Genomic DNA, 18,183 nt, shown 5'->3' on the forward strand with positions numbered 1-18,183 from the left:
GCTGCACACTCCTCCCGTCGACGCGTGCCCGAGGGCAGATCGGGCACCGACTCGGAGGCGTCATGTCACAGCTGGATTCGAGCAGGGTCAGCCGATGGGACCAGCACGGGCGGGAGCACACGGTGCGGGTCCGGCGCACCGGCATCCAGCGCACGATCAGGTGTGACACCTGCGGCTGGCGGCAGAACGCGCAGTTCCTGCCCTGGCTGAAGGCCGAGGAGCACCTGGCCGAGGCCCACCAGGCCACCGTGGATCCCGAGGGTGCGCAGCCCTCGCGATGAGTTCCGGCCGGTGCGCGGGTCGTAGGTGCGACCGCATCCGACGGAAGGACGACCGATGAACGACTCACCGCTCGGTGCCACGCTGCGCCGCCGTGTCGAGGACGGAACCGTTCCCGGGGCCGTGGGGCTGGTCGCCCGCGGTGCCGACGTGGAGGCGGTGGCCGTCGGGAACGCCGACGCCGAGGGGTCGGCGCCGATGACCCGGGAGTCGATCTTCCGGATCGCGTCGATCACCAAGCCGGTGACCGCGGCGGCGGTGCTGATGCTGGTGGACGAGGGCCGGATCGGGCTGGACGACCCGGTGGCCGAGTGGCTTCCGGAGCTGGCGAAGCCGATGGTGGTCCGCACGCCGCGGAGCCCCGTCGACGACGTCGTGCCAGCCGCCCGGCCGGTGACCGTCGAGGACCTGCTCAGCTTCCGGGCCGGCTGGGGCCTGCCGGAGGACTTCTCGCTGCCCGCCGCGCGGGCCCTGTCCGAGGTGCAGGACCACGGCCGTCCCTTCCAGGAGTGGCCGGACGCGGACACCTGGCTGGGTCTGCTCGCCGGGGTGCCGATGCTGCACCAGCCGGGCGAGGCCTGGCTGTACGGCACCTCGTCCGCCCTGCAGGGCATCCTGGCCGCCCGGGTGTCCGGCCTCGCCCTCCCCGATCTCCTCTCGGAGCGGATCTTCGAGCCGCTGGGCATGCGGGACACCGGGTTCGAGGTGCCGGCGTCCAAGCGGGACCGGTTCACCTCGTCGTACGCGCCCGCCCAGGACGGCTCCCTGCGCCTGACGGACACCCCGGACGGCGACTACGGCCGGGTGCCGCGCTTCGCCTCGGGCGGCGGGGGTCTGGTCTCGACGGCCGACGACTGGCTGGCGTTCGCCCGGCTGCTGCTGAACGCGGGCGCCGCGCCGGACGGCCGCCGGCTGCTGTCGGCGACCTCGGTCAGCCGGATGACCACCAACCACCTGACGGCGTCGCAGCGCGAGCGCGCCGCCCTCTTCCTGGAGGGCCAGGGCTGGGGGTACGGCGGCCAGGTCGACGTCGTCCCGGCCGATCCGTGGAACGTGCCCGGCCGCTACGGCTGGGTGGGCGGCACCGGCACCACCGCGCACCTGGTCCCGGCGACCGGCACGGTCACCGTCCTGATGACCCAGGTGGCCATGACGGGCCCGACCCCCAGCCCGCTGATGCGGGAGTTCTGGCGGGTCACGGCGTAGTCGCGCGGTGACCGCTTCCCGCCGGTCCGGCGGTTACTGCATTCGGGTGACGGCGCGAGGGTCTGCCGCGAGGTCGGCGCGCCGGTCGCCACCTGCGGACTTTGCCGGGCCGAGGGGTGTTCGCGACCCGTTCGGGAACCGCCCGGGTCGCCGTCGCGCGCGGCCCGGCCAAGCCTTGAGGAGTCCCTCGTCCTCGTCGACAGGAGCTCTGCCATGCACCGCATCCACCGCCCGGTCTCGCGGGTCCTCGCCGCCGGCGCCCTCTCCCTGGCCCTGCTGTCGGCCGGCACCGCCGGCTCGTTCGCCGCGCAGGCCAAGCCGAGCCCCGCGCCGAGCAGCGCCAAGCCGAAGCCGAGCCCGTCGAAGTCCGCCCTGGGTTCGATCTCGGTCAAGACGAACAAGACCTCGGTCAAGGCCGGCGACAAGGTGATCCTCACCGGCCGTACCCAGGGCCTGAAGATCGGCACGCCGCTGGTGCTCCAGCACGAGAACCACGGGAAGTGGGTGCCGCTCCGGGCGAGCGTCAAGGTCAAAAACGGCAGCGCCTACGCGCTCACCGCGAAGATCAACACCAAGGGCACCGAGCATCTGCGGATCGCGGCCGGCAAGACCCACTCCCCCACGGTCAGCGTCAAGGTGAGCTGAGACCGCGCAGCAGCAGGTCGGCCAGTGAGGCGAAGTCCGCCTCGGCCTCCGGCCGCATCCACTCGCGGGCGTAGCCCGGGTCGTGGAAGCGGCCGGTGGCCTGGAAGACGACCCGGGCCGCCGCGGCGGGGTCGGACACGGTGAAGACTCCCGTGCCGGCCCCGTCCCGCAGGATCCGGGCCAGCTGCCCGGTCAGGTCGTCGATGTGCTCGGTGACCGCCGGGCCGTTCTCGTCGACCAGGACCATGTAGGTGGCGAACAGCTCCGGGTCGTCGCCGGCCTTGCGGCGCTTGGCGTCGAAGAGCGCCCACAGCCAGTCGCGCAGCCGCGCCCCGGGGTCCCGGTCGGCGGCCGCGATGCCGCACAGCTGCTCCGAGGTGCGGTCGAGCCACCTCTTCGTCACCGCCTCCCGCAGCGCCGCCTTGGTCCGGAAGTGCCGGTAGACGCTGCCGTGGCTGACGCCGAGCGCGCGGGCCACGTCCACCACGGTGGCCTTGGCCGGGCCGTGCCGGCGCAGCACCTCCTCGGTCGCCTCGAGGATGCGCTCGGCGGTCAGGGCCGGGGTCGGGGACGTCGCTGCCATGGCCTAGACGGTACCTGGCACCGGGATCAGTGCTCCGTGCCGAGATGGCTCATCTGCGCGGCCGGGTAGCGGGTGCCCGCCGCGGCGCCCGCCGGCACGGCCTCCTCGATCGCCGCGAGGTCGGCCTCGTCCAGCGTGACGTCCAGCGCCCCCAGCGACTCGGTGAGCCGCTCGCGGGTGCGGGCGCCGACGAGCGGCACGATGTCCTCGCCGCGGGAGAGCACCCAGGCGATGGCGATCTGCGCGACGGTCACGCCCTTCTCGTCGGCGATCTTGCGCAGCGCCTCGACGAGGTCGAGGTTGTGCCGGAGGTTGTCGCCCTGGAAGCGCGGCGACAAGGCCCGGAAGTCGCCGGCGCCGAGCTGCCGGTCGCTGGTGAAGTGGCCGGAGATCAGGCCCCGGGACAGCACGCCGTAGGCGGTGATGCCGATGCCCAGTTCGCGGGTGGTGGGCAGGATCTCCCGCTCGATGTCGCGGGTGATGATCGCGTACTCGATCTGCAGGTCGGAGATGGGCGCGGTGGCGGCGGCCCGGCGGATGTTGTCCACCGAGGCCTCGCTGAGCCCGATGTGCCGGACGTATCCCTGCTCGACGAGTTCGGCGATCGCGCCGACCGTCTCCTCGATCGGCACGTCCGGGTCGACGCGGGCGATCCGGTAGACGTCGATGTGGTCGACGCCGAGGCGCTGGAGGGAGTAGGCGGCGAAGTTCTTCACGGCATGGGGGCGGCCGTCGTAGGCGTTCCAGCCGCCCGCCGGGTCGCGCAGGGCGCCGAACTTGACGCTGGTCAGGGCCTTTTCACGGAGGCCGGCGGGGGCGGTGCGCAGGGCCTCGCCGACCAGCATCTCGTTGTGGCCCATGGCGTAGAAGTCGCCGGTGTCCAGGAGCGTCACGCCGGCGTCGAGGGCCGCGTGGACGGTGGCGATCGACTCGGCGCGGTCGGCCTCGCCGTAGAGGGGGGACATGCCCATGCAGCCGAGGCCGAGAGCGTGGACGCGGGGGCCGGTGGTTCCGAGGGTGCGCGTGTGCGTCGTCATGCCCCCAGCTTGGCATGACAGCTGACAGATTTCAATATCTGTCATTCCATACATGGCCGCGTTATGGTCCAGACGTATTGACGAGAGGTCTGGACCACGAGCACTGTCATGGCTACGACAGCACCGCCTGGCCGCGCCCCCTCACCGCACCCCCACCGGGAGGATCCGTATGCTCCGCCGCGCCCTCAGCCTGCTCGCCGCCGCCCTGGCGACCGCCGCGCTCACCCAGCTGCCCGCCGCCGCTCCCGCCTCCGCCGCCGACACCTGCGCGGTGAAGTCGAGGCCGGCCGGGAAAGTCCTGCAGGGCTACTGGGAGAACTGGGACGGCTCGGCCAACGGCGTCCACCCGCCGTTCGGCTGGACCCCGATCACCGACTCCCGGATCGCCGCGCACGGCTACAACGTGATCAACGCGGCCTTCCCGGTCATCCGCTCCGACGGCACCGCGCTGTGGGAGAACGGCATGGACGCGGGCGTGAAGGTGGCGACCCCCGCGGAGATGTGCGCGGCCAAGGCCGCGGGACAGACCATCCTGCTGTCCATCGGCGGCGCGGCGGCCGGCATCGACCTCAGCTCGTCCGCCGTGGCCGACCGGTTCGTGGCGACGATCGTCCCGATCCTGAAGAAGTACAACTTCGACGGCATCGACATCGACATCGAGACCGGGCTGGTCGGCAGCGGCTCGATCGGACAGCTCTCCACGTCCCAGGCCAACCTGGTGCGCATCATCGACGGGGTGCTCGCCCAGATGCCGGCCGGCTTCGGCCTGACGATGGCCCCGGAGACGGCGTACGTCACCGGCGGCAGCATCACCTACGGCTCGATCTGGGGCGCCTACCTGCCGATCGTGAAGAAGTACGCCGACAACGGCCGGCTGTGGTGGCTGAACATGCAGTACTACAACGGCAGCATGTACGGCTGCTCCGGCGACTCCTACTCGGCGGGCACGGTGGCCGGCTTCACCGCCCAGACCGACTGCCTCGACAAGGGCCTGGTCGTCCAGGGCACGACGATCAGGGTGCCGTACGACAAGCAGGTCCCGGGGCTGCCCGCGCAGTCGGGCGCGGGCGGCGGCTACATGTCGCCGAGCCTGGTCGCCCAGGCCTGGAACCACTACGGCACGTCCCTCAAGGGCCTGATGACCTGGTCGCTGAACTGGGACGGCTCGAAGAACTGGACCTTCGGCGACAACGTGAGGTCGCTCCAGCACCGCTGACCGCACGAGACCGGCCACAGCGCCCCCGCGGGCCGGTGGATCCCCGCGGGCCGGTGGGGGTCGATCGCGCAGCTCCCCGCGCCCCCGAGGCCGGCCGGGCTCACCGGCGCTCAGGACGCACCGCCGCGCCGCCGCGCCGCCCGGTCCAAGACGCCCGCCCTCCGGCCGATCTGGTCGGCCGGAGGGCGGGCATCAGGGGGCGGCGACGGACCTAGCAGCCCAGCAGGCGCCCGGCGAGGTAGCCCTCGATCTGGTCCAGGGAGACCCGCTCCTGCTTCATCGAGTCACGCTCGCGGACGGTGACCGCGTTGTCCTCCAGCGTGTCGAAGTCGACGGTCACGCAGTACGGCGTGCCGATCTCGTCCTGGCGGCGGTAGCGGCGGCCGATGGCGCCGGCGTCGTCGAACTCGATGTTCCAGTGCTGCCGCAGGGCGGCGGCGAGGCCCTTGGCCTTCGGGGACAGCTCGGGGTTGCGGGACAGCGGCAGCACCGCGACCTTGACCGGCGCCAGGCGGTGGTCAAGGCGCAGCACCGTGCGCTTCTCCAGCTTGCCCTTGGCGTTCGGCGCCTCGTCCTCGACGTAGGCGTCGAGCAGGAACGCCAGCATCGCGCGGCCGACACCGGCCGCGGGCTCGATGACGTACGGCGTCCAGCGCTCCCCGGCCTCCTGGTCGAAGTAGGAGAGGTCCTGGCCGGAGGCCTTGCCGTGGGCGTTCAGGTCGTAGTCGGTGCGGTTGGCGACGCCCTCCAGCTCACCCCACTCGCTGCCGCCGAACTGGAAGCGGTACTCGATGTCGGCGGTGCGCTTGGAGTAGTGGGAGAGCTTCTCCTTCGGGTGCTCGTACCACCGCATGTTCTCCTCGCGCAGGCCCAGGCCGGTGTACCAGTTCCAGCGCTGCTCCATCCAGTACTCCTGCCACTTCTCGTCCTCGCCCGGCTTGACGAAGAACTCCATCTCCATCTGCTCGAACTCGCGGGTGCGGAAGATGAAGTTGCCGGGCGTGATCTCGTTGCGGAAGGACTTGCCCATCTGGGCGATGCCGAACGGCGGCTTGCGGCGCGAAGTGGTCTGCACCTGGGCGAAGTTGGTGAAGATGCCCTGGGCGGTCTCCGGGCGCAGGTAGGCGACGGAGCCGCTGTCCTGGGTCGGGCCGAGGTGGGTGGAGAGCAGACCCGAGAACTGCTTGGGCTCGGTGAACTGGCCCTTGTTGCCGCAGTTGGGGCAGTTCACGTCCGCCAGACCGTTCTCCGGGAGGCGGCCGTGCTTGGCCTCGTAGGCCTCCTCCAGGTGGTCGGCGCGGAACCGCTTGTGGCACGCGGTGCACTCGGTGAGCGGGTCCGTGAAGGTGGCGACGTGACCGGAGGCCACCCAGACCTCCGGGGCCAGGATGACGGACGAGTCGAGACCGACCACGTCCTCGCGCGCCGTCACCATGTAGCGCCACCACTGGCGCTTCAGGTTCTCCTTGAGCTCGACACCGAGCGGCCCGTAGTCCCAGGCGGCGCGCTGTCCGCCGTAGATCTCACTGCACGGGAATACGAAGCCACGGCGCTTGCTCAGGCTGACGATGGTGTCGATCTTGTCGGCGGCCACGGTGCTCTCTTCATTACGACGACGGGCGACGAAGCGAGATGCTTCACAGCGAATGACTCAGGTTACCGGCGGGGGCTCCCCCCCGGCCAAATCGGTCCCCCATGACGGACGGGCGGCCCGGCGCGCACCGGCGTCCACCGAAGCGACCCCCGGAGCTTGTTGACAACGGTTTCCATATTTGTTGAAAATGACTCTCATGAACGTACGACGTCGCCTCATATCCGCGGCCGCCGCGGCCACCGTCACCGCCCTCGGCACAGCGACCCTCACGGCCTGCGGAGGTGACGCCACGGCGGCCGGGACCGGGAGGCTCGACGTCGTCGCCTCCTTCTATCCGATGGCCTTCCTCGCCGAGAGGATCGGCGGGGACCACGTCTACGTCACCAGTCTCACCTCGCCCGGCCAGGAACCGCACGACCTGGAGATCAGCCCCAAGCAGATCATCGGGATCGAGAAGTCCGACGCGGTCCTCTACCTGAAGAACCTCCAGCCCTCCGTCGACGCCGCCGTCGCCCAGTCCTCGGTGGGCACGAAGATCGACGCGGCCTCCCTGACCACGCTGGAACAGCACGGCAACGAGGTCGGCGGCCACGCGGCCTCGCACGACACCTCCAAGAACGGGGAGGCGTCCGGCCTCGACCCGCACATCTGGCTGGACCCGGTGCGCTACGCCCAGGTCGCCGAGGGCGTCGGCAAGGCCTTCGAGAAGGCCGACCCCGACCACGCGGGCGACTACAGGAAGAACACCGCGTCGCTGGTCGAGCGGCTGGACGCCCTGAACACCGCGTTCAAGGACGGCCTGGCGAACACGAGGACCAAGGTCTTCATCACCACCCACGCGGCCTTCGGCTACCTCGCCGAGCGCTACGGCCTGACCGAGGAGGCCATCAACGGCCTCGACCCCGAGTCGGAGCCGAGCGCCGCCCGCGTGAAGGACCTGGAGACCATGGCCAGGGCCGACGGCGTCTCCACCGTGTTCTACGAGACGCTCGTCAGCGACAAGACCGCCCGGACCATCGCCGCCGACGCCGGACTGAGGACGGACGTCCTGGACCCCCTCGAGGGCATCACCGGCAAGTCCCGCGGCAAGGACTACTTCGCCGTCCAGCAGGCCAACCTCAAGGCACTCCAAACCGCCCTGGGCGCGAAATGAGCGGAGAGAAGATGACCGAGTCCGTCATATCCCTGCGCGGTGTCACCGCGGAGCTGGGCGCGCGCCCCGTGCTGCGCGGCATCGACCTGACCGTGCACCGCGGCGAGGTCGTCGCCCTGCTCGGCGCGAACGGCTCCGGCAAGTCCACCGCGATCCGCACGATCATCGGCCAGGTGCCGGCCACCGGCGGCGAGATCACCCTGTTCGGCACCCCGCGCCGCGCCTTCCGCGACTGGTCGCGGGTCGGCTACGTCCCGCAGCGCACCACCGCCGCCGGCGGGGTGCCCGCCACCGTCACCGAGGTCGTCTCCGCGGGCCTGCTCTCCCGCACCCGCTTCGGCTTCTTCCGCAGGGCCGACCACCAGGCCGTCCGGGACGCGCTCGACCTGGTCGGGATGGCGGACCGGGCCAGGGACAACGTCGAGGCGCTCTCCGGCGGCCAGCACCAGCGGGTGCTGATCGCCCGCGCCCTGGTCGCCCGCCCCGACGTCCTGATCATGGACGAGCCGATGGCCGGCGTGGACCTGGCCAGCCAGGAGATCCTCGCGCGCACCCTGCGCGAGCAGGTCGCCCGGGGCACCACGGTCCTGCTGGTCCTGCACGAACTCGGCCCGCTGGAACCGCTGATCGACCGCGCGGTCGTGCTGCGCGACGGCTGCGTCCTGCACGACGGGCCGCCCCCGCGGGCCGTGGGCCAGCACGCCCTGCCCGGCCACGACCACGTCCACCCCCACGACGAGCACACACCACTGCGCACGGGACTGCTGAGCTGATGGACTTCCTGAACTACGCCTTCATGCAGCGGGCCCTGCTCGCCGCCGTCCTGGTCGGCATCACCGCGCCCGCCGTCGGCATCTACCTGGTCCAGCGCCGCCAGGCGCTGATGGGCGACGGCATCGGCCACGTGGCGATGACCGGCGTCGGCCTCGGCTTCCTGCTCTCCACCTCCCCGGTGTGGATGGCCACGGCCGTCTCCGTCCTCGGCGCCGTCCTGATGGAACTGATCCGCTGGTACGGCCGCACCCGCGGCGACATCGCCCTCGCGATGCTCTTCTACGGCGGCATGGCCGGCGGCGTGATGCTGATCAACCTCGCGCCGGGCGGCTCCAACGCCAACCTGATGTCCTACCTCTTCGGCTCGCTGTCGACGGTGTCCGAGTCGGACGTGACCGCGATCTGCGTGCTCGCCGCCTTCGTCCTGCTGGTCACCCTCGGTCTGCGCCGGCAGCTGTTCGCGGTCAGCCAGGACGAGGAGTTCGCCCGGGTGACGGGCCTGCCGGTGCGGGCGCTGAACCTGCTGACCGCGATCACGGCCGCGGTCACCGTGACCGTCGCCATGCGCGTGGTGGGCCTGCTGCTGGTGTCGGCGCTGATGGTGGTCCCGGTGGCCGCCGCCCAGCAGCTGAGCCGCAGCTTCGCGGCCACCTTCGCGATCGCCGTCGCGATCGGTGTGACGGTGACGATCGGCGGCACCATCACGTCGTACTACCAGTACGTCCCGCCGGGGGCGACGATCGTGCTGCTGACCATCGCCGCGTTCGTGGTGCTGAGCCTGCTGGCCGCGCCGCTGGCCCGGCGGCGCGCCCGTGCCGCGGCCGCGCGGCGGCCCGCCGGGGATCCGGCGGAGTGCGCGATTCCGGCCGGACGGCAGGCCGCCGACGAGATCGGCGTCTGACCGCGCCGCCCGCGGGCTGGCACAATGGCCCGGCAGAAACAGTCATGTGAGGAGGCAACCGGTGACGACCGCTGGACCGCCCGTGAAGGGCCGCTCGACCCGTCAGCGGGCAGCCGTGGCGGCGGCCCTGGACGAGGTCGAGGAGTTCCGCAGCGCGCAGGAACTGCACGACATGCTCAAGCACAAGGGCGACTCGGTGGGCCTCACCACGGTGTACCGCACCCTCCAGAACCTCGCCGACGCCGGCGAGGTGGACGTCCTGCGCACCTCCGACGGCGAGTCCGTGTACCGGCGCTGCTCCACCGGCGACCACCATCACCACCTGGTCTGCCGCGTGTGCGGCAAGGCGGTGGAGGTGGAGGGACCGGCCGTCGAGAAGTGGGCGGAGGCGATCGCGTCCGAGCACGGCTACGTCAACGTCGCCCACACCGTCGAGATCTTCGGGACGTGCGCGGACTGCGCCCGGACCGCCACGGGCTGCTGAGCCGCCCGCGCTAGCCGCGCGCGAGACGCCGGTCGAGGACCGCGCGCAGCCGGTCGACGTCGGCGGGGTCCGAAAGACCCCGCTTGGGCAGCACGGTGAAGCACGAGGCGTTCTTGTCGTCGCTGTAGGTGACGAAGACGTCCTTCGTCTCCCGGTAGCGGGGCTGCGCCGCCCAGACCACCGAGGTCGTGCCGTGGTCGTTGGCCACCGTCACCCCGGCGTCCGCCACGGTCGCCCGGTACGCGCCCTGGCGGGCGGCGAGCCTGAGGAAGGCGCGGGCCTGGAGCCAGGGGGTGAAGAGCACCAGGGCGAGCCCGAGTGGCAGGACGGTCAGCAGGAACCAGTCGGGCTGCGCCGACCCCGCCACCGCGAGCGCGGCGTTCAGCACGGCGGCGAACCCCACCAGGCCGACGGCCCAGTACCGCACCCATCTGCGCCGTCTCAGCCGTTCCCGTTGCCGCAGCGCGTCCGTGAAGTCCCCCGCGACCGGCCGGTAGTTCAGCTCGACCACGCCCTGCTCGGCGTCCCGCCCCATGTCCATGACCATGGGCGGATCGTAGCGGCGCCGGTCAGGTCCGGTCGAAGCACTTCTCCAGCTCGTCGAGGCGGTAGAACGTGCTGCCCCGGGAGACGGGCCGGCAGCCGGCCTTGAAGGGGATCTCCTTCTCGTCGTAGAGCATCCGCACGAGGTGGTCGTCGCCCTTCCTGAAGACGTCCCACTGGATGTTGGAGGCCAGCGGGGCGACGTCGGCGCCGCGCCAGGGGTTGTTCGCCCAGGTGTAGGTCCGGCCCGGCGTCGCGGGCCTCCCGCTGCCCGGCAGTCCCATCAGCGCCGCCAGCGGGATGATCTCCTCGGCGTGGGTGAAGCGGAGTTCGGCGCCCAGCGTGCCGGTGCCGTCCCGCCTGGCCTCGGCCTGCCGGAACAGGTCGTCCAGGAGGGGGCGCGCCATGCTGTAGGTGATGTCGCTGTCCGCGAAGCTCGGGCCCTTCTCGTAGAAGTCCTCGGCGTCGCCGAGGTAGCCGAACCAGGCCGCGTCGCGCGGGGCGAGGTAGCGGCCGAAGTCCCAGCCCCTGCCGTCCGGGCTCTCCTCGCTCATCGCGGGCGCGATGGCGTAGAGGTTGTGGACCGCCTCGGCCGCGGTGACGTCGGTGAACACGGCGGTGTACCCGGCGGGCGGCTGCCGGTAGGTGCGCGGGTCCTGGCCGGGCGAGTACACCGCCTTGGTGCCGTAGCCGTCGCGGCGGGCGGGCCCGTCGGAGGCGGCGTGCGCGGGCAGCGCCGCCAGCAGCAGCGCGCCCAGGGCGAGAAGAGGGGTGACACGCTTCACGAAGGACCGTCCAGGGGCGGGAGACCGGTGGGGCCGGGCATGAACTCCCGCATCCTGGACGGCTTTCGTGAACGGCGGGTGGCCGTCAGTCGCCGGACCGGTCGCCTTCCATGGCCAGCAGCTCCTCGTTGGGGATCGCGCCGCCGAACCGGCGGTCCCTGGAGGCGAATTCCAGGCACGCGCGCCACAGGTCACGGCGGTCGAAGTCGGGCCACAGGACGTCCTGGAAGACCATCTCGGCGTAAGCGCTCTGCCAGAGCAGGAAGTTGGAGGTGCGCTGCTCGCCGCTGGGGCGCAGGAACACGTCCACGTCCGGCATGTCGCCGTAGTACATGTGCTTCTGGATGGTCTTCTCGGAGATCTTCGACGGGTCGAGGCGGCCGGCCCTGACCTCCTCGGCGATCGACTGCACGGCGTCGGCGATCTCGGCGCGGCCGCCGTAGTTCATGCAGAAGTACAGGGTGAGCAGGTCGTTGTCCTTGGTCTGCTCCTGGGCGACCTGGAGTTCCTTGGCGACCGACTTCCACAGCCGGGGCATCCGGCCCGCCCAGCGCACCCGGATGCCCAGTGCGTCGAGCTGGTCGCGGGTCCTGCGGATGAAGTCGCGGTTGAAGTTCATCAGGAAGCGGACCTCTTCGGGCGAGCGCTTCCAGTTCTCGGTGGAGAAGGCGTAGAGCGAGATGTTCCGCACGCCGATCTCGATGGAGCCCTGGAGCACGTCCAGGACGCGCTCGGCGCCGACCTTGTGGCCCTCGGTGCGCGGCAGCCCGCGCTCCTTGGCCCAGCGGCCGTTGCCGTCCATCACGATGGCCACGTGGCCCGGGACCAGCTCGCCCGGGAGCTTGGGCGGCCGGGCACCGGAGGGGTGCGGCTCCGGCGTCCTGTACTCGCGGCGCCGGCTCCCCAGGATCCCTCGTACGACCATGTGCTTCTCGTCTCCCTCTAGCTCTTCTCGACGTACCTGAGCGAGCGCAGCCCCCGCTCCAGATGCCAGTGCAGATAGGCGGACACCAGCCCGGCGCCCTCCCGCACGTGCCGCGCCTCGGCCGCGTCCGCCGTCTCCCAGTCTCCCGTAAGCAGCGCGCCGAGGAGAACCAGGGTCTGCGGTGAGGGTACGACGCTGCCGGGGACCCGGCAGTCGACGCAGACGCTGCCGCCGGAGGCGACCGAGAAGAAACGGTTCGGACCGGGCATGCCGCACTTGGCGCAGGAGTCGAAGCTCGGCGCGTAGCCGTTCACGGCGAGGGAGCGCAGCAGGAAGGCGTCCAGGACGAGGTGGGGTGCGTGCTCGCCGCGGGCGAGCGTCCGGAGCGCCCCCACCAGCAGCAGGTACTGCTGGACGGCCGGTTCGCCCTCGTGGTCGGTGAACCGCTCGGCGGTCTCCAGCATGGCGGTCCCGGCGGTGTAGCACGCGTAGTCGGTGACGATGCCGCCGCCGTAGGGCGCGATGGTCTCGCTCTGCGTGCACAGCGGCAGCCCGCGCCCGACCAGCTCGCTCCCCCGGGCGAAGAACTGCACGTCGACGTGGGAGAAGGGTTCCAGCCGGGCGCCGAACTTCGACTTGGTCCGCCGTACCCCGCGGGCCACGGCCCGCACCCGGCCGTGGCCGCGGGTGAGCAGCGTGATGATCCGGTCCGCCTCACCCAGCTTCTGGGTGCGCAGCACGATGCCGTCGTCGCGGAACAGGCTCATGGGCCCATTCTGCCCTGCCGCGCCGCGGGGCCGGCGCGGGCCGGGTTCCTCAGGGCACCTCGCCGCGGCTGCGGGCGTTGGCGTGGGCGGTGGCCGCGCTGAGCCGTTCGGCCTGGGTCGCGATCCGCACGGCGTCCGGCCGGGCGTCCCACTCGCGTCCTCCCCCGTACGGCCGCAGCTGCACGTAGGGACCCTCGTGCCCCATGACGATGCCCAGCCGTCCGGTACCGGTGTCGACGGCGCAGGAGCCGACGGGGAGGTTCGTCGCAGTCACCTCACCTGGCTCCCCCGCCCCCGGGGATTTCACGCTTCGCATCACCGCGGTGGCGCCGCGTGCCTAGACTCGTCCGGAGTCTGTCCCGGACGGCCCGCCGCGGCGGCACCGCTCACATCAGTCCCGCGGCCGCGAGGTGCTTGCCCACGCACTCGGTCTCCGCCTGCGACAGCGGCACCTGGGGCTCCGCCGTGACCGGGGAGGCGATGACCCCGCGCAGGTGCAGCGCCGCCTTGAACGCGCCCAGCGCCGCCGAGCTGCCGCCCATCCGGTGCCCGTCACCGGCCCTGACCATCCCGAACAGCCCGCACAGCCGCTCCTGTTCGGCCCGCGCGCGGTCCCAGTCGCCGGCCCGGCAGAGCCGGTAGAGCCGGACATAGCCGTCCGGGTCGACGTTGGCGAGTCCCGGTACCGCCCCGTCGGCGCCGAGCGCGAGGGCCGAGTCGACGGTCAGCTCGGAGCCGGTCAGCGCGCTGAAGCCGGACAGGCCCCGGCTGCCGGTGACGACCTCGCGGAAGCCCGCCAGGTCGCCGCTGGAGTCCTTCAGGCCGGCCAGCACCCCCTCGGCGGCCAGTTCCAGGACCAGGTCGGCGGGGAGGCGGGTGTGCACGGCGGACGGGATGTCATAGGCGATCACCGGGACCGGCGAGCGGTCGGCGACCAGGCGGAAGTGGCGGGCGATCTCGGCGGGGTGGGTGCGGGTGTAGAAGGGCGCGGTGACGACGACCGCGTCCGCGCCCGCCGCGGTGACGGACGCCACGTGGTCCAGGACCCGGGGCGTCGTCATGTCGATGACCCCGGCGAGCACCGGGAGCCGGCCGGCCGCGTGGGAGACCACCGTCTCCGTGACCAGCCGGCGGTGCCGGTCGGTGAGGTAGGCGGCCTCCGAGGTCGAGCCCAGCACGAACAGTCCGCTCACCCCGGCGGTCACCAGGTGCTCGACGAGCCCGCGCAGCGAGGCGACGTCCACCTCGCCGTCCGGGGTCAGGGGGGTGCAGACGGGCGGTACGACTCCGGTCAGCGGGGTGGACAGGGTCATCAGGGCTCCCTGGGCAGACGGCGGCTCGGCTGGTCCTCCTCCAGTGGATGGTGACAGCGGTAGCGGTGAGCGGGGCGTGACGCGGCCGTGAAGTCAGGCATGCGGACGGCACACTCGTCGTCCGCCTTCCAGCACCGGGTGCGGAACGGGCACCCGGACGGCGGCCGGACCGCCGAGGGCACCGGGCCGGTCAGCGGGATGGGGTCGATCGGGCGGAGCAGGCCGGGGGCGGCCGAGAAGAGGGCCCTGGTGTACGGGTGCCGGGCGTGCTCGGTGACCTCGTCGGCCGGGGTCTCCTCGACGATCCGGCCCAGGTACATGGTGATCACCCGGTCGCTCATCCGCCGCACCGTCTGGATGTCGTGGGAGACGAAGACCATGGCGAGGCCGAGCCGTTCGCGCAGGTCGAGCAGGAGGTTGAGGATCTGGGCGCGGACCGAGACGTCCAGGGCGCTGGTCGGTTCGTCGGCCACCACCAGGTGGGGGTCCAGGGCCAGCGCGCGGGCGATGGCGACCCGCTGGCGCTGGCCGCCGGAGAGCCGGCCGGGCAGCGCGTCCGCGAGCGCCCGCGGCAGGCCGACCAGGCCCATCAGCTCCCGTACCCGCTCCTCCCGTTCGGCCCTGGTGCCGCGCTCGTGGACGTCCAGCGGGTCGCGCAGGATGCGGCGTACCGGCAGCCGCCGGTTCAGGGCCGTCGACGGGTCCTGGAAGATCATGCCGGTACCGGCGCCGACGGCCGCGCGGCGCTCGGCGGGGGTCATCGACCACAGGTCGCGGCCGCGGAAGGCGACCGTGCCCGAGGTCGGCCGCTGGATGCCGACCAGGACCTTGGCCAGCGTCGACTTCCCGCACCCGGACTCGCCGACCACGCCGACGGTCTCGCCGGGCGCCACGGTGAGGTCCGCGCCGGTCAGCGCGTGCACCCGGTCCCGGCCGAACAGGCCTCCGCCGCGCGCCCGGTGGACCACGTGGACGCCGGCCAGTTCCACCGCGCTCACGTGACCGCCTCCGCGCCGGCCAGGTCGGCGGCCGGATGGTGGCAGGCCACGGTGTGCACGCGGGAGCCGGCGAGGTCCGGTGCGGTGGTGCGGCAGAGCGCGCTCGCCGCCGGGCAGCGGTCCGCGAAGCGGCAGCCCGCCGGGAAGCCGGCCGGGGACGGCACCACGCCGCTGATCTGGGTCAGCCGCTCGGCGCCGGACTCCAGCGACAGGACGCTGCCGAGCAGGCCGCGGGTGTAGTGGTGGGCCGGCGCGGCGACCAGTTCCGCGGTGACGCCGGTCTCGACGATCTGCCCGCCGTACATCACCGCCACGCGGTCGGTGACGTCCGCGACGAGGGCCAGGTCGTGGGAGACGAGGATCAGCGCGAAGCCGAGTTCGGCGCGCAGGCGCAGGAGGAGTTCCATCACCTGGGCCTGGACGGTGACGTCGAGGGCGGTCGTCGGTTCGTCGGCGATGATCAGGCGTGGGTCGCGGGAGAGGGCCATGGCGATCAGGACGCGCTGGCGCTGGCCGCCGGAGAGTTCGTGCGGGTAGCTGCGGAGCGTGCGGGCGGGGTCGAGGCCGACGAAGGAGAGCAGTTCGGCGGGCGGGTGCTGGCCGCCGCGTCGTACCAGCTGTCTGAGCTGGGCGTTGACCGTCATGGAGGGGTTGAGGGAGGACAGGGCGTCCTGGTACACCATCGCGATCTCGTGGCCGAGGACGCGGCGGTGCCCGGCGGTCAGGTCCAGCGGCGGCTGCGGCTCCGGCCCGGCGGCAGCCGCGTGTCCGGTGCGGACGCCCGCCTCTGCGGGACGCGTTCGCGCGCCCGCGTGGAAGTCGATGCGGCCGGCCACCCGTGCCGTCCTCGGCTGCAGACCCATGATCGTCAGGGCCGTCAGGGACTTTCCGCAGCCCGACTCCCCGACCAGTCCGAGGACTTCGCCCGGGTGGACGCCGAAGCTGATGCCGTCGACGACGTGCACGCCGCGGTGGCGGTCCGGGAAGCCGATGGTGAGGTTCTCCACGGACAGGACCGGCGGCCCGGCGTCGCTCGGGAGCGGGCGGGCCCGGGCCCGGAGCCGTTCGGCGGCCTCGCCCAGCGCGGGCAGTTCCAGGACCTCGCCCGGCTCGGGTGGCGCCTCGACGGGGTCGGGGACCGGTTCCGGCTCCCGCTCCGCGGGGGACGCCCACGCGTCCGAGACGCCCTCGGAGAGCACGTTCAGCGAGAGGACCGTGAGGAGGATGAGCAGGCCGGGGAAGAGGGTCGCCCACCAGCCGCCGGTGAGCACCATGTTCCTGCCGTCGGCGATGACGCTGCCCCAGGACGGGTCCGGGGGCCGCACGCCCGCGCCGACGAAGGACAGCGAGGCCTCGAAGACGATGGCCTCGGCGACCTGGACCGTGCAGAAGACCAGGACGGGCGCGGCGCAGTTGACGGCGACGTGGCGCAGGACGATGTGCGGGGTGCGGGCGCCGATGACGCGTTCGGCGGTGACGTAGTCCTCGCCGTACTGGTCGAGGACGTTCGCCCGGACCACGCGGGCCACGGGCGGGGTGAACAGGAACGCGATCGCGCAGATCAGGACGGTGACGCCGGCGCCGAAGACGGCCACGAGGACGGCGGCGAGGGCGATGCCGGGGAACGCCATCACCACGTCCAGGCAGCGCATCAGCGTCTCGTCGACGCCTTTGCGGGAGGTGGCGGCGAGGGCGCCGAGCAGCGCGCCGGCGACCAGGGCGAGCGCGGTCGCGCCGAGGCCGATGGCGAGGGACCAGCGGGCCCCGTACATCAGCCGGCTGAGGATGTCCCGGCCGAGGCTGTCCTGGCCCATCCAGTGGGCGGCGGAGGGGTGTCCTGTGCCGCCCTCGGGGGCCTGCTGGGCGAGCGGGTCGTCGGGGGCGAGGAACGGCGCGCACAGCGCCGTCAGGACGACCACGGCCAGCAGGACGAGGGCCGCCAGCGACAGCGGGGACAGCCGGCGCAGCCGTACGCCGGGCCGGGCCAGGGCGGCGGTGAGGGCCGCGCGGGTGAACGTCGTCATGCCGCCTCCCGCAGACGGGGGTTGACCAGCAGGTAGAGGATGTCGATGCAAAGGTTGACGACGACGAAGCCGGTCGCGGTGGTGAGCACGACGCCCTGGACGACGGCCGGGTCGCCGTTCTGCACGGCGTCGATCATCAGCTTGCCCATGCCGGGCAGGGCGAAGACGGTCTCGATGACGACGGCGCCGCCGAGCAGGTAGCCGACCCGCAGGCCGAGCACGGTCAGCGGGTTGACGAGCGCGTTGCGCAGGACGTTGCGGCCGACCACGACATGGGGCGGCAGTCCGCTGCCGATCGCGGTGCGGACGTAGTCCTTGTCGAGTTCCTCGACCACCGAGGTGCGCACGATCCGGGTGAGCTGGGCGGCGACCGGCAGGGAGAGCGCGAGGGCGGGCAGCGCCATGGTCCTCAGCCAGCCGGTGACGGAGTCCTGCGGGTTGATGTAGCCGCCGGACGGGAACCAGCCCCGGTCGACGGCCAGGTACTGGATCATCAGCAGCGCCAGCCAGAACGCGGGGGCGGCGACGCCGACGAGGGACAGGACGCGGATGGCCTGGTCCGGCCAGCGGTCGCGGTGGACGGCCGCGGTGACGCCCGCGGCGAGGGCCAGGACGACGGCGATGCCCAGGCCGAGGAAGGTCAGCTGGAGGGTGAGCGGCAGGGCGGTGGCGACCTGGCCGAGGACCGGGGTGCGGGTCAGGGCGCTGGTGCCGAGGTCGCCGTGGAGCAGGCCGCCGACGAAGTGGAGGTAGCGCAGCGGCAGCGGGTCGAGGAGGCCGTTGCGCTCGCGGAAGTCGTGGAGCTGGCGCGGCGTGGGGTTGGCGCCCTGGAAGAACGCGGACGCCGGGTCGACGTCGGAGAAGCGCATCACCAGGAACACGAACAGGGCGATGCCGAGCAGCAGCGGCACCAGCAGGAGGACACGGCGCAGCAGGATGCGCGGGACGGCGTGCAT

At 72.4% G+C, this 18,183-nt stretch carries 19 protein-coding genes and 1 pseudogene; 8 read left to right on the forward strand and 12 right to left on the reverse strand.

Annotation, left to right across the window (positions count from 1 at the left end):
* Positions 1-62: 62 nt before the first annotated feature.
* The 3 genes from ACIRQ9_RS12640 (at position 63) to ACIRQ9_RS12650 (ending at position 2,130) form a co-directional block, all read left to right on the forward strand.
* Positions 63-281: a hypothetical protein gene (locus ACIRQ9_RS12640; RefSeq protein ID WP_404170698.1), complete on the forward strand. Its 219-nt coding sequence runs from the start codon at positions 63-65 to the stop codon at positions 279-281.
* 55 nt (positions 282-336) lie between these two features.
* On the forward strand, positions 337-1,485 hold the full coding sequence (locus ACIRQ9_RS12645) for a serine hydrolase domain-containing protein (RefSeq protein WP_404170702.1): 1,149 nt from the start codon (positions 337-339) through the stop codon (positions 1,483-1,485).
* Positions 1,486-1,698: 213 nt separating this feature from the next.
* Complete coding sequence (locus ACIRQ9_RS12650) at positions 1,699-2,130, forward strand: hypothetical protein (RefSeq protein WP_404170705.1); 432 nt, start codon at positions 1,699-1,701, stop codon at positions 2,128-2,130.
* On the opposite strand, the gene ACIRQ9_RS12655 is transcribed toward ACIRQ9_RS12650, so the two are convergent.
* Positions 2,117-2,713 carry a TetR family transcriptional regulator gene (locus ACIRQ9_RS12655; RefSeq protein WP_403300226.1) on the reverse strand — a complete coding sequence of 199 codons (597 nt, stop codon included), beginning with the start codon at positions 2,711-2,713 and terminating at the stop codon, positions 2,117-2,119. The genes ACIRQ9_RS12650 and ACIRQ9_RS12655 overlap by 14 nt on opposite strands.
* A 26-nt stretch (positions 2,714-2,739) precedes the next feature.
* Positions 2,740-3,750, reverse strand: coding sequence for an aldo/keto reductase (locus tag ACIRQ9_RS12660; protein WP_404170708.1), 1,011 nt, complete (start codon positions 3,748-3,750; stop codon positions 2,740-2,742).
* 169 nt (positions 3,751-3,919) lie between these two features.
* Between ACIRQ9_RS12660 and ACIRQ9_RS12665 the strand changes: the two genes are divergently transcribed.
* On the forward strand, positions 3,920-4,966 hold the full coding sequence (locus ACIRQ9_RS12665) for a chitinase (RefSeq protein ID WP_404170711.1): 1,047 nt from the start codon (positions 3,920-3,922) through the stop codon (positions 4,964-4,966).
* Between the two features lie 211 nt (positions 4,967-5,177).
* Here the strand turns inward: ACIRQ9_RS12665 and ACIRQ9_RS12670 are convergent, their stop codons facing one another.
* Complete coding sequence (locus ACIRQ9_RS12670; RefSeq protein ID WP_404170714.1) at positions 5,178-6,560, reverse strand: glycine--tRNA ligase; 1,383 nt, start codon at positions 6,558-6,560, stop codon at positions 5,178-5,180.
* 196 nt (positions 6,561-6,756) lie between these two features.
* On the opposite strand from ACIRQ9_RS12670, the gene ACIRQ9_RS12675 reads away from it, so the two are divergent.
* The 4 genes from ACIRQ9_RS12675 to ACIRQ9_RS12690 all read left to right on the forward strand — a co-directional run bounded on the left by ACIRQ9_RS12675 (position 6,757) and on the right by ACIRQ9_RS12690 (position 9,872).
* Positions 6,757-7,713, forward strand: a complete 957-nt coding sequence (locus ACIRQ9_RS12675) for a metal ABC transporter substrate-binding protein (protein ID WP_404170717.1) — start codon at positions 6,757-6,759, stop codon at positions 7,711-7,713.
* An 11-nt stretch (positions 7,714-7,724) separates the two neighbouring features.
* Positions 7,725-8,486 (forward strand): metal ABC transporter ATP-binding protein, encoded by a 762-nt coding sequence (locus ACIRQ9_RS12680; RefSeq protein ID WP_404170720.1) that lies wholly within the window; start codon positions 7,725-7,727, stop codon positions 8,484-8,486.
* Positions 8,486-9,388 (forward strand): metal ABC transporter permease, encoded by a 903-nt coding sequence (locus tag ACIRQ9_RS12685; protein WP_404170723.1) that lies wholly within the window; start codon positions 8,486-8,488, stop codon positions 9,386-9,388. The genes ACIRQ9_RS12680 and ACIRQ9_RS12685 overlap by 1 nt, the downstream gene beginning before the upstream one ends.
* Before the next feature lie 61 nt (positions 9,389-9,449).
* Positions 9,450-9,872, forward strand: a complete 423-nt coding sequence (locus tag ACIRQ9_RS12690) for a Fur family transcriptional regulator (protein ID WP_404170726.1) — start codon at positions 9,450-9,452, stop codon at positions 9,870-9,872.
* 10 nt (positions 9,873-9,882) lie between these two features.
* On the opposite strand, the gene ACIRQ9_RS12695 is transcribed toward ACIRQ9_RS12690, so the two are convergent.
* From ACIRQ9_RS12695 to ACIRQ9_RS12735, 9 genes and pseudogenes are all read right to left on the reverse strand, one after another.
* On the reverse strand, positions 9,883-10,419 hold the full coding sequence (locus ACIRQ9_RS12695; RefSeq protein WP_404170728.1) for a YcxB family protein: 537 nt from the start codon (positions 10,417-10,419) through the stop codon (positions 9,883-9,885).
* Positions 10,420-10,441: 22 nt separating this feature from the next.
* A pseudogene (locus ACIRQ9_RS12700) lies at positions 10,442-11,020 on the reverse strand (histidine-type phosphatase); the annotation flags it as partial.
* Positions 11,021-11,285: 265 nt separating this feature from the next.
* Positions 11,286-12,125: an isoprenyl transferase gene (locus ACIRQ9_RS12705; RefSeq protein WP_404170731.1), complete on the reverse strand. Its 840-nt coding sequence runs from the start codon at positions 12,123-12,125 to the stop codon at positions 11,286-11,288.
* Between the two features lie 17 nt (positions 12,126-12,142).
* On the reverse strand, positions 12,143-12,892 hold the full coding sequence (gene recO, locus ACIRQ9_RS12710; protein ID WP_351319609.1) for a DNA repair protein RecO: 750 nt from the start codon (positions 12,890-12,892) through the stop codon (positions 12,143-12,145).
* A 49-nt stretch (positions 12,893-12,941) separates the two neighbouring features.
* Positions 12,942-13,166, reverse strand: coding sequence for a hypothetical protein (locus tag ACIRQ9_RS12715; RefSeq protein WP_404170946.1), 225 nt, complete (start codon positions 13,164-13,166; stop codon positions 12,942-12,944).
* Between the two features lie 112 nt (positions 13,167-13,278).
* Positions 13,279-14,205 (reverse strand): dihydrodipicolinate synthase family protein, encoded by a 927-nt coding sequence (locus ACIRQ9_RS12720; protein WP_404170734.1) that lies wholly within the window; start codon positions 14,203-14,205, stop codon positions 13,279-13,281.
* Positions 14,205-15,203: an oligopeptide/dipeptide ABC transporter ATP-binding protein gene (locus tag ACIRQ9_RS12725; RefSeq protein ID WP_404170737.1), complete on the reverse strand. Its 999-nt coding sequence runs from the start codon at positions 15,201-15,203 to the stop codon at positions 14,205-14,207. Before ACIRQ9_RS12725 ends, ACIRQ9_RS12720 begins: the two co-directional genes overlap by 1 nt.
* Positions 15,200-17,227: a dipeptide/oligopeptide/nickel ABC transporter permease/ATP-binding protein gene (locus ACIRQ9_RS12730; RefSeq protein WP_404170739.1), complete on the reverse strand. Its 2,028-nt coding sequence runs from the start codon at positions 17,225-17,227 to the stop codon at positions 15,200-15,202. The genes ACIRQ9_RS12725 and ACIRQ9_RS12730 overlap by 4 nt, the downstream gene beginning before the upstream one ends.
* Complete coding sequence (locus ACIRQ9_RS12735; RefSeq protein WP_404170741.1) at positions 17,224-18,183, reverse strand: ABC transporter permease; 960 nt, start codon at positions 18,181-18,183, stop codon at positions 17,224-17,226. The genes ACIRQ9_RS12730 and ACIRQ9_RS12735 overlap by 4 nt, the downstream gene beginning before the upstream one ends.

The organism is Streptomyces sp. NPDC101237 (genome assembly GCF_044767465.1).
GTDB lineage: Bacteria > Actinomycetota > Actinomycetes > Streptomycetales > Streptomycetaceae > Streptomyces > Streptomyces gramineus.

Coding starts and splice junctions, on each gene's coding strand:
- ACIRQ9_RS12705 (WP_404170731.1), bottom strand. CDS start 12,125: ATGGTCGTACGAGGGATCCTGGGGAGCCGGCGCCGCGAGTACAGGACG.
- ACIRQ9_RS12735 (WP_404170741.1), bottom strand. CDS start 18,183: ATGCACGCCGTCCCGCGCATCCTGCTGCGCCGTGTCCTCCTGCTGGTG.
- ACIRQ9_RS12655 (WP_403300226.1), bottom strand. CDS start 2,713: ATGGCAGCGACGTCCCCGACCCCGGCCCTGACCGCCGAGCGCATCCTC.
- ACIRQ9_RS12675 (WP_404170717.1), top strand. CDS start 6,757: ATGAACGTACGACGTCGCCTCATATCCGCGGCCGCCGCGGCCACCGTC.
- ACIRQ9_RS12720 (WP_404170734.1), bottom strand. CDS start 14,205: ATGACCCTGTCCACCCCGCTGACCGGAGTCGTACCGCCCGTCTGCACC.
- ACIRQ9_RS12665 (WP_404170711.1), top strand. CDS start 3,920: ATGCTCCGCCGCGCCCTCAGCCTGCTCGCCGCCGCCCTGGCGACCGCC.
- ACIRQ9_RS12695 (WP_404170728.1), bottom strand. CDS start 10,419: ATGGTCATGGACATGGGGCGGGACGCCGAGCAGGGCGTGGTCGAGCTG.
- ACIRQ9_RS12685 (WP_404170723.1), top strand. CDS start 8,486: ATGGACTTCCTGAACTACGCCTTCATGCAGCGGGCCCTGCTCGCCGCC.
- ACIRQ9_RS12730 (WP_404170739.1), bottom strand. CDS start 17,227: ATGACGACGTTCACCCGCGCGGCCCTCACCGCCGCCCTGGCCCGGCCC.
- ACIRQ9_RS12650 (WP_404170705.1), top strand. CDS start 1,699: ATGCACCGCATCCACCGCCCGGTCTCGCGGGTCCTCGCCGCCGGCGCC.
- ACIRQ9_RS12680 (WP_404170720.1), top strand. CDS start 7,725: ATGACCGAGTCCGTCATATCCCTGCGCGGTGTCACCGCGGAGCTGGGC.
- ACIRQ9_RS12640 (WP_404170698.1), top strand. CDS start 63: ATGTCACAGCTGGATTCGAGCAGGGTCAGCCGATGGGACCAGCACGGG.
- recO (WP_351319609.1), bottom strand. CDS start 12,892: ATGAGCCTGTTCCGCGACGACGGCATCGTGCTGCGCACCCAGAAGCTG.
- ACIRQ9_RS12645 (WP_404170702.1), top strand. CDS start 337: ATGAACGACTCACCGCTCGGTGCCACGCTGCGCCGCCGTGTCGAGGAC.
- ACIRQ9_RS12660 (WP_404170708.1), bottom strand. CDS start 3,750: ATGACGACGCACACGCGCACCCTCGGAACCACCGGCCCCCGCGTCCAC.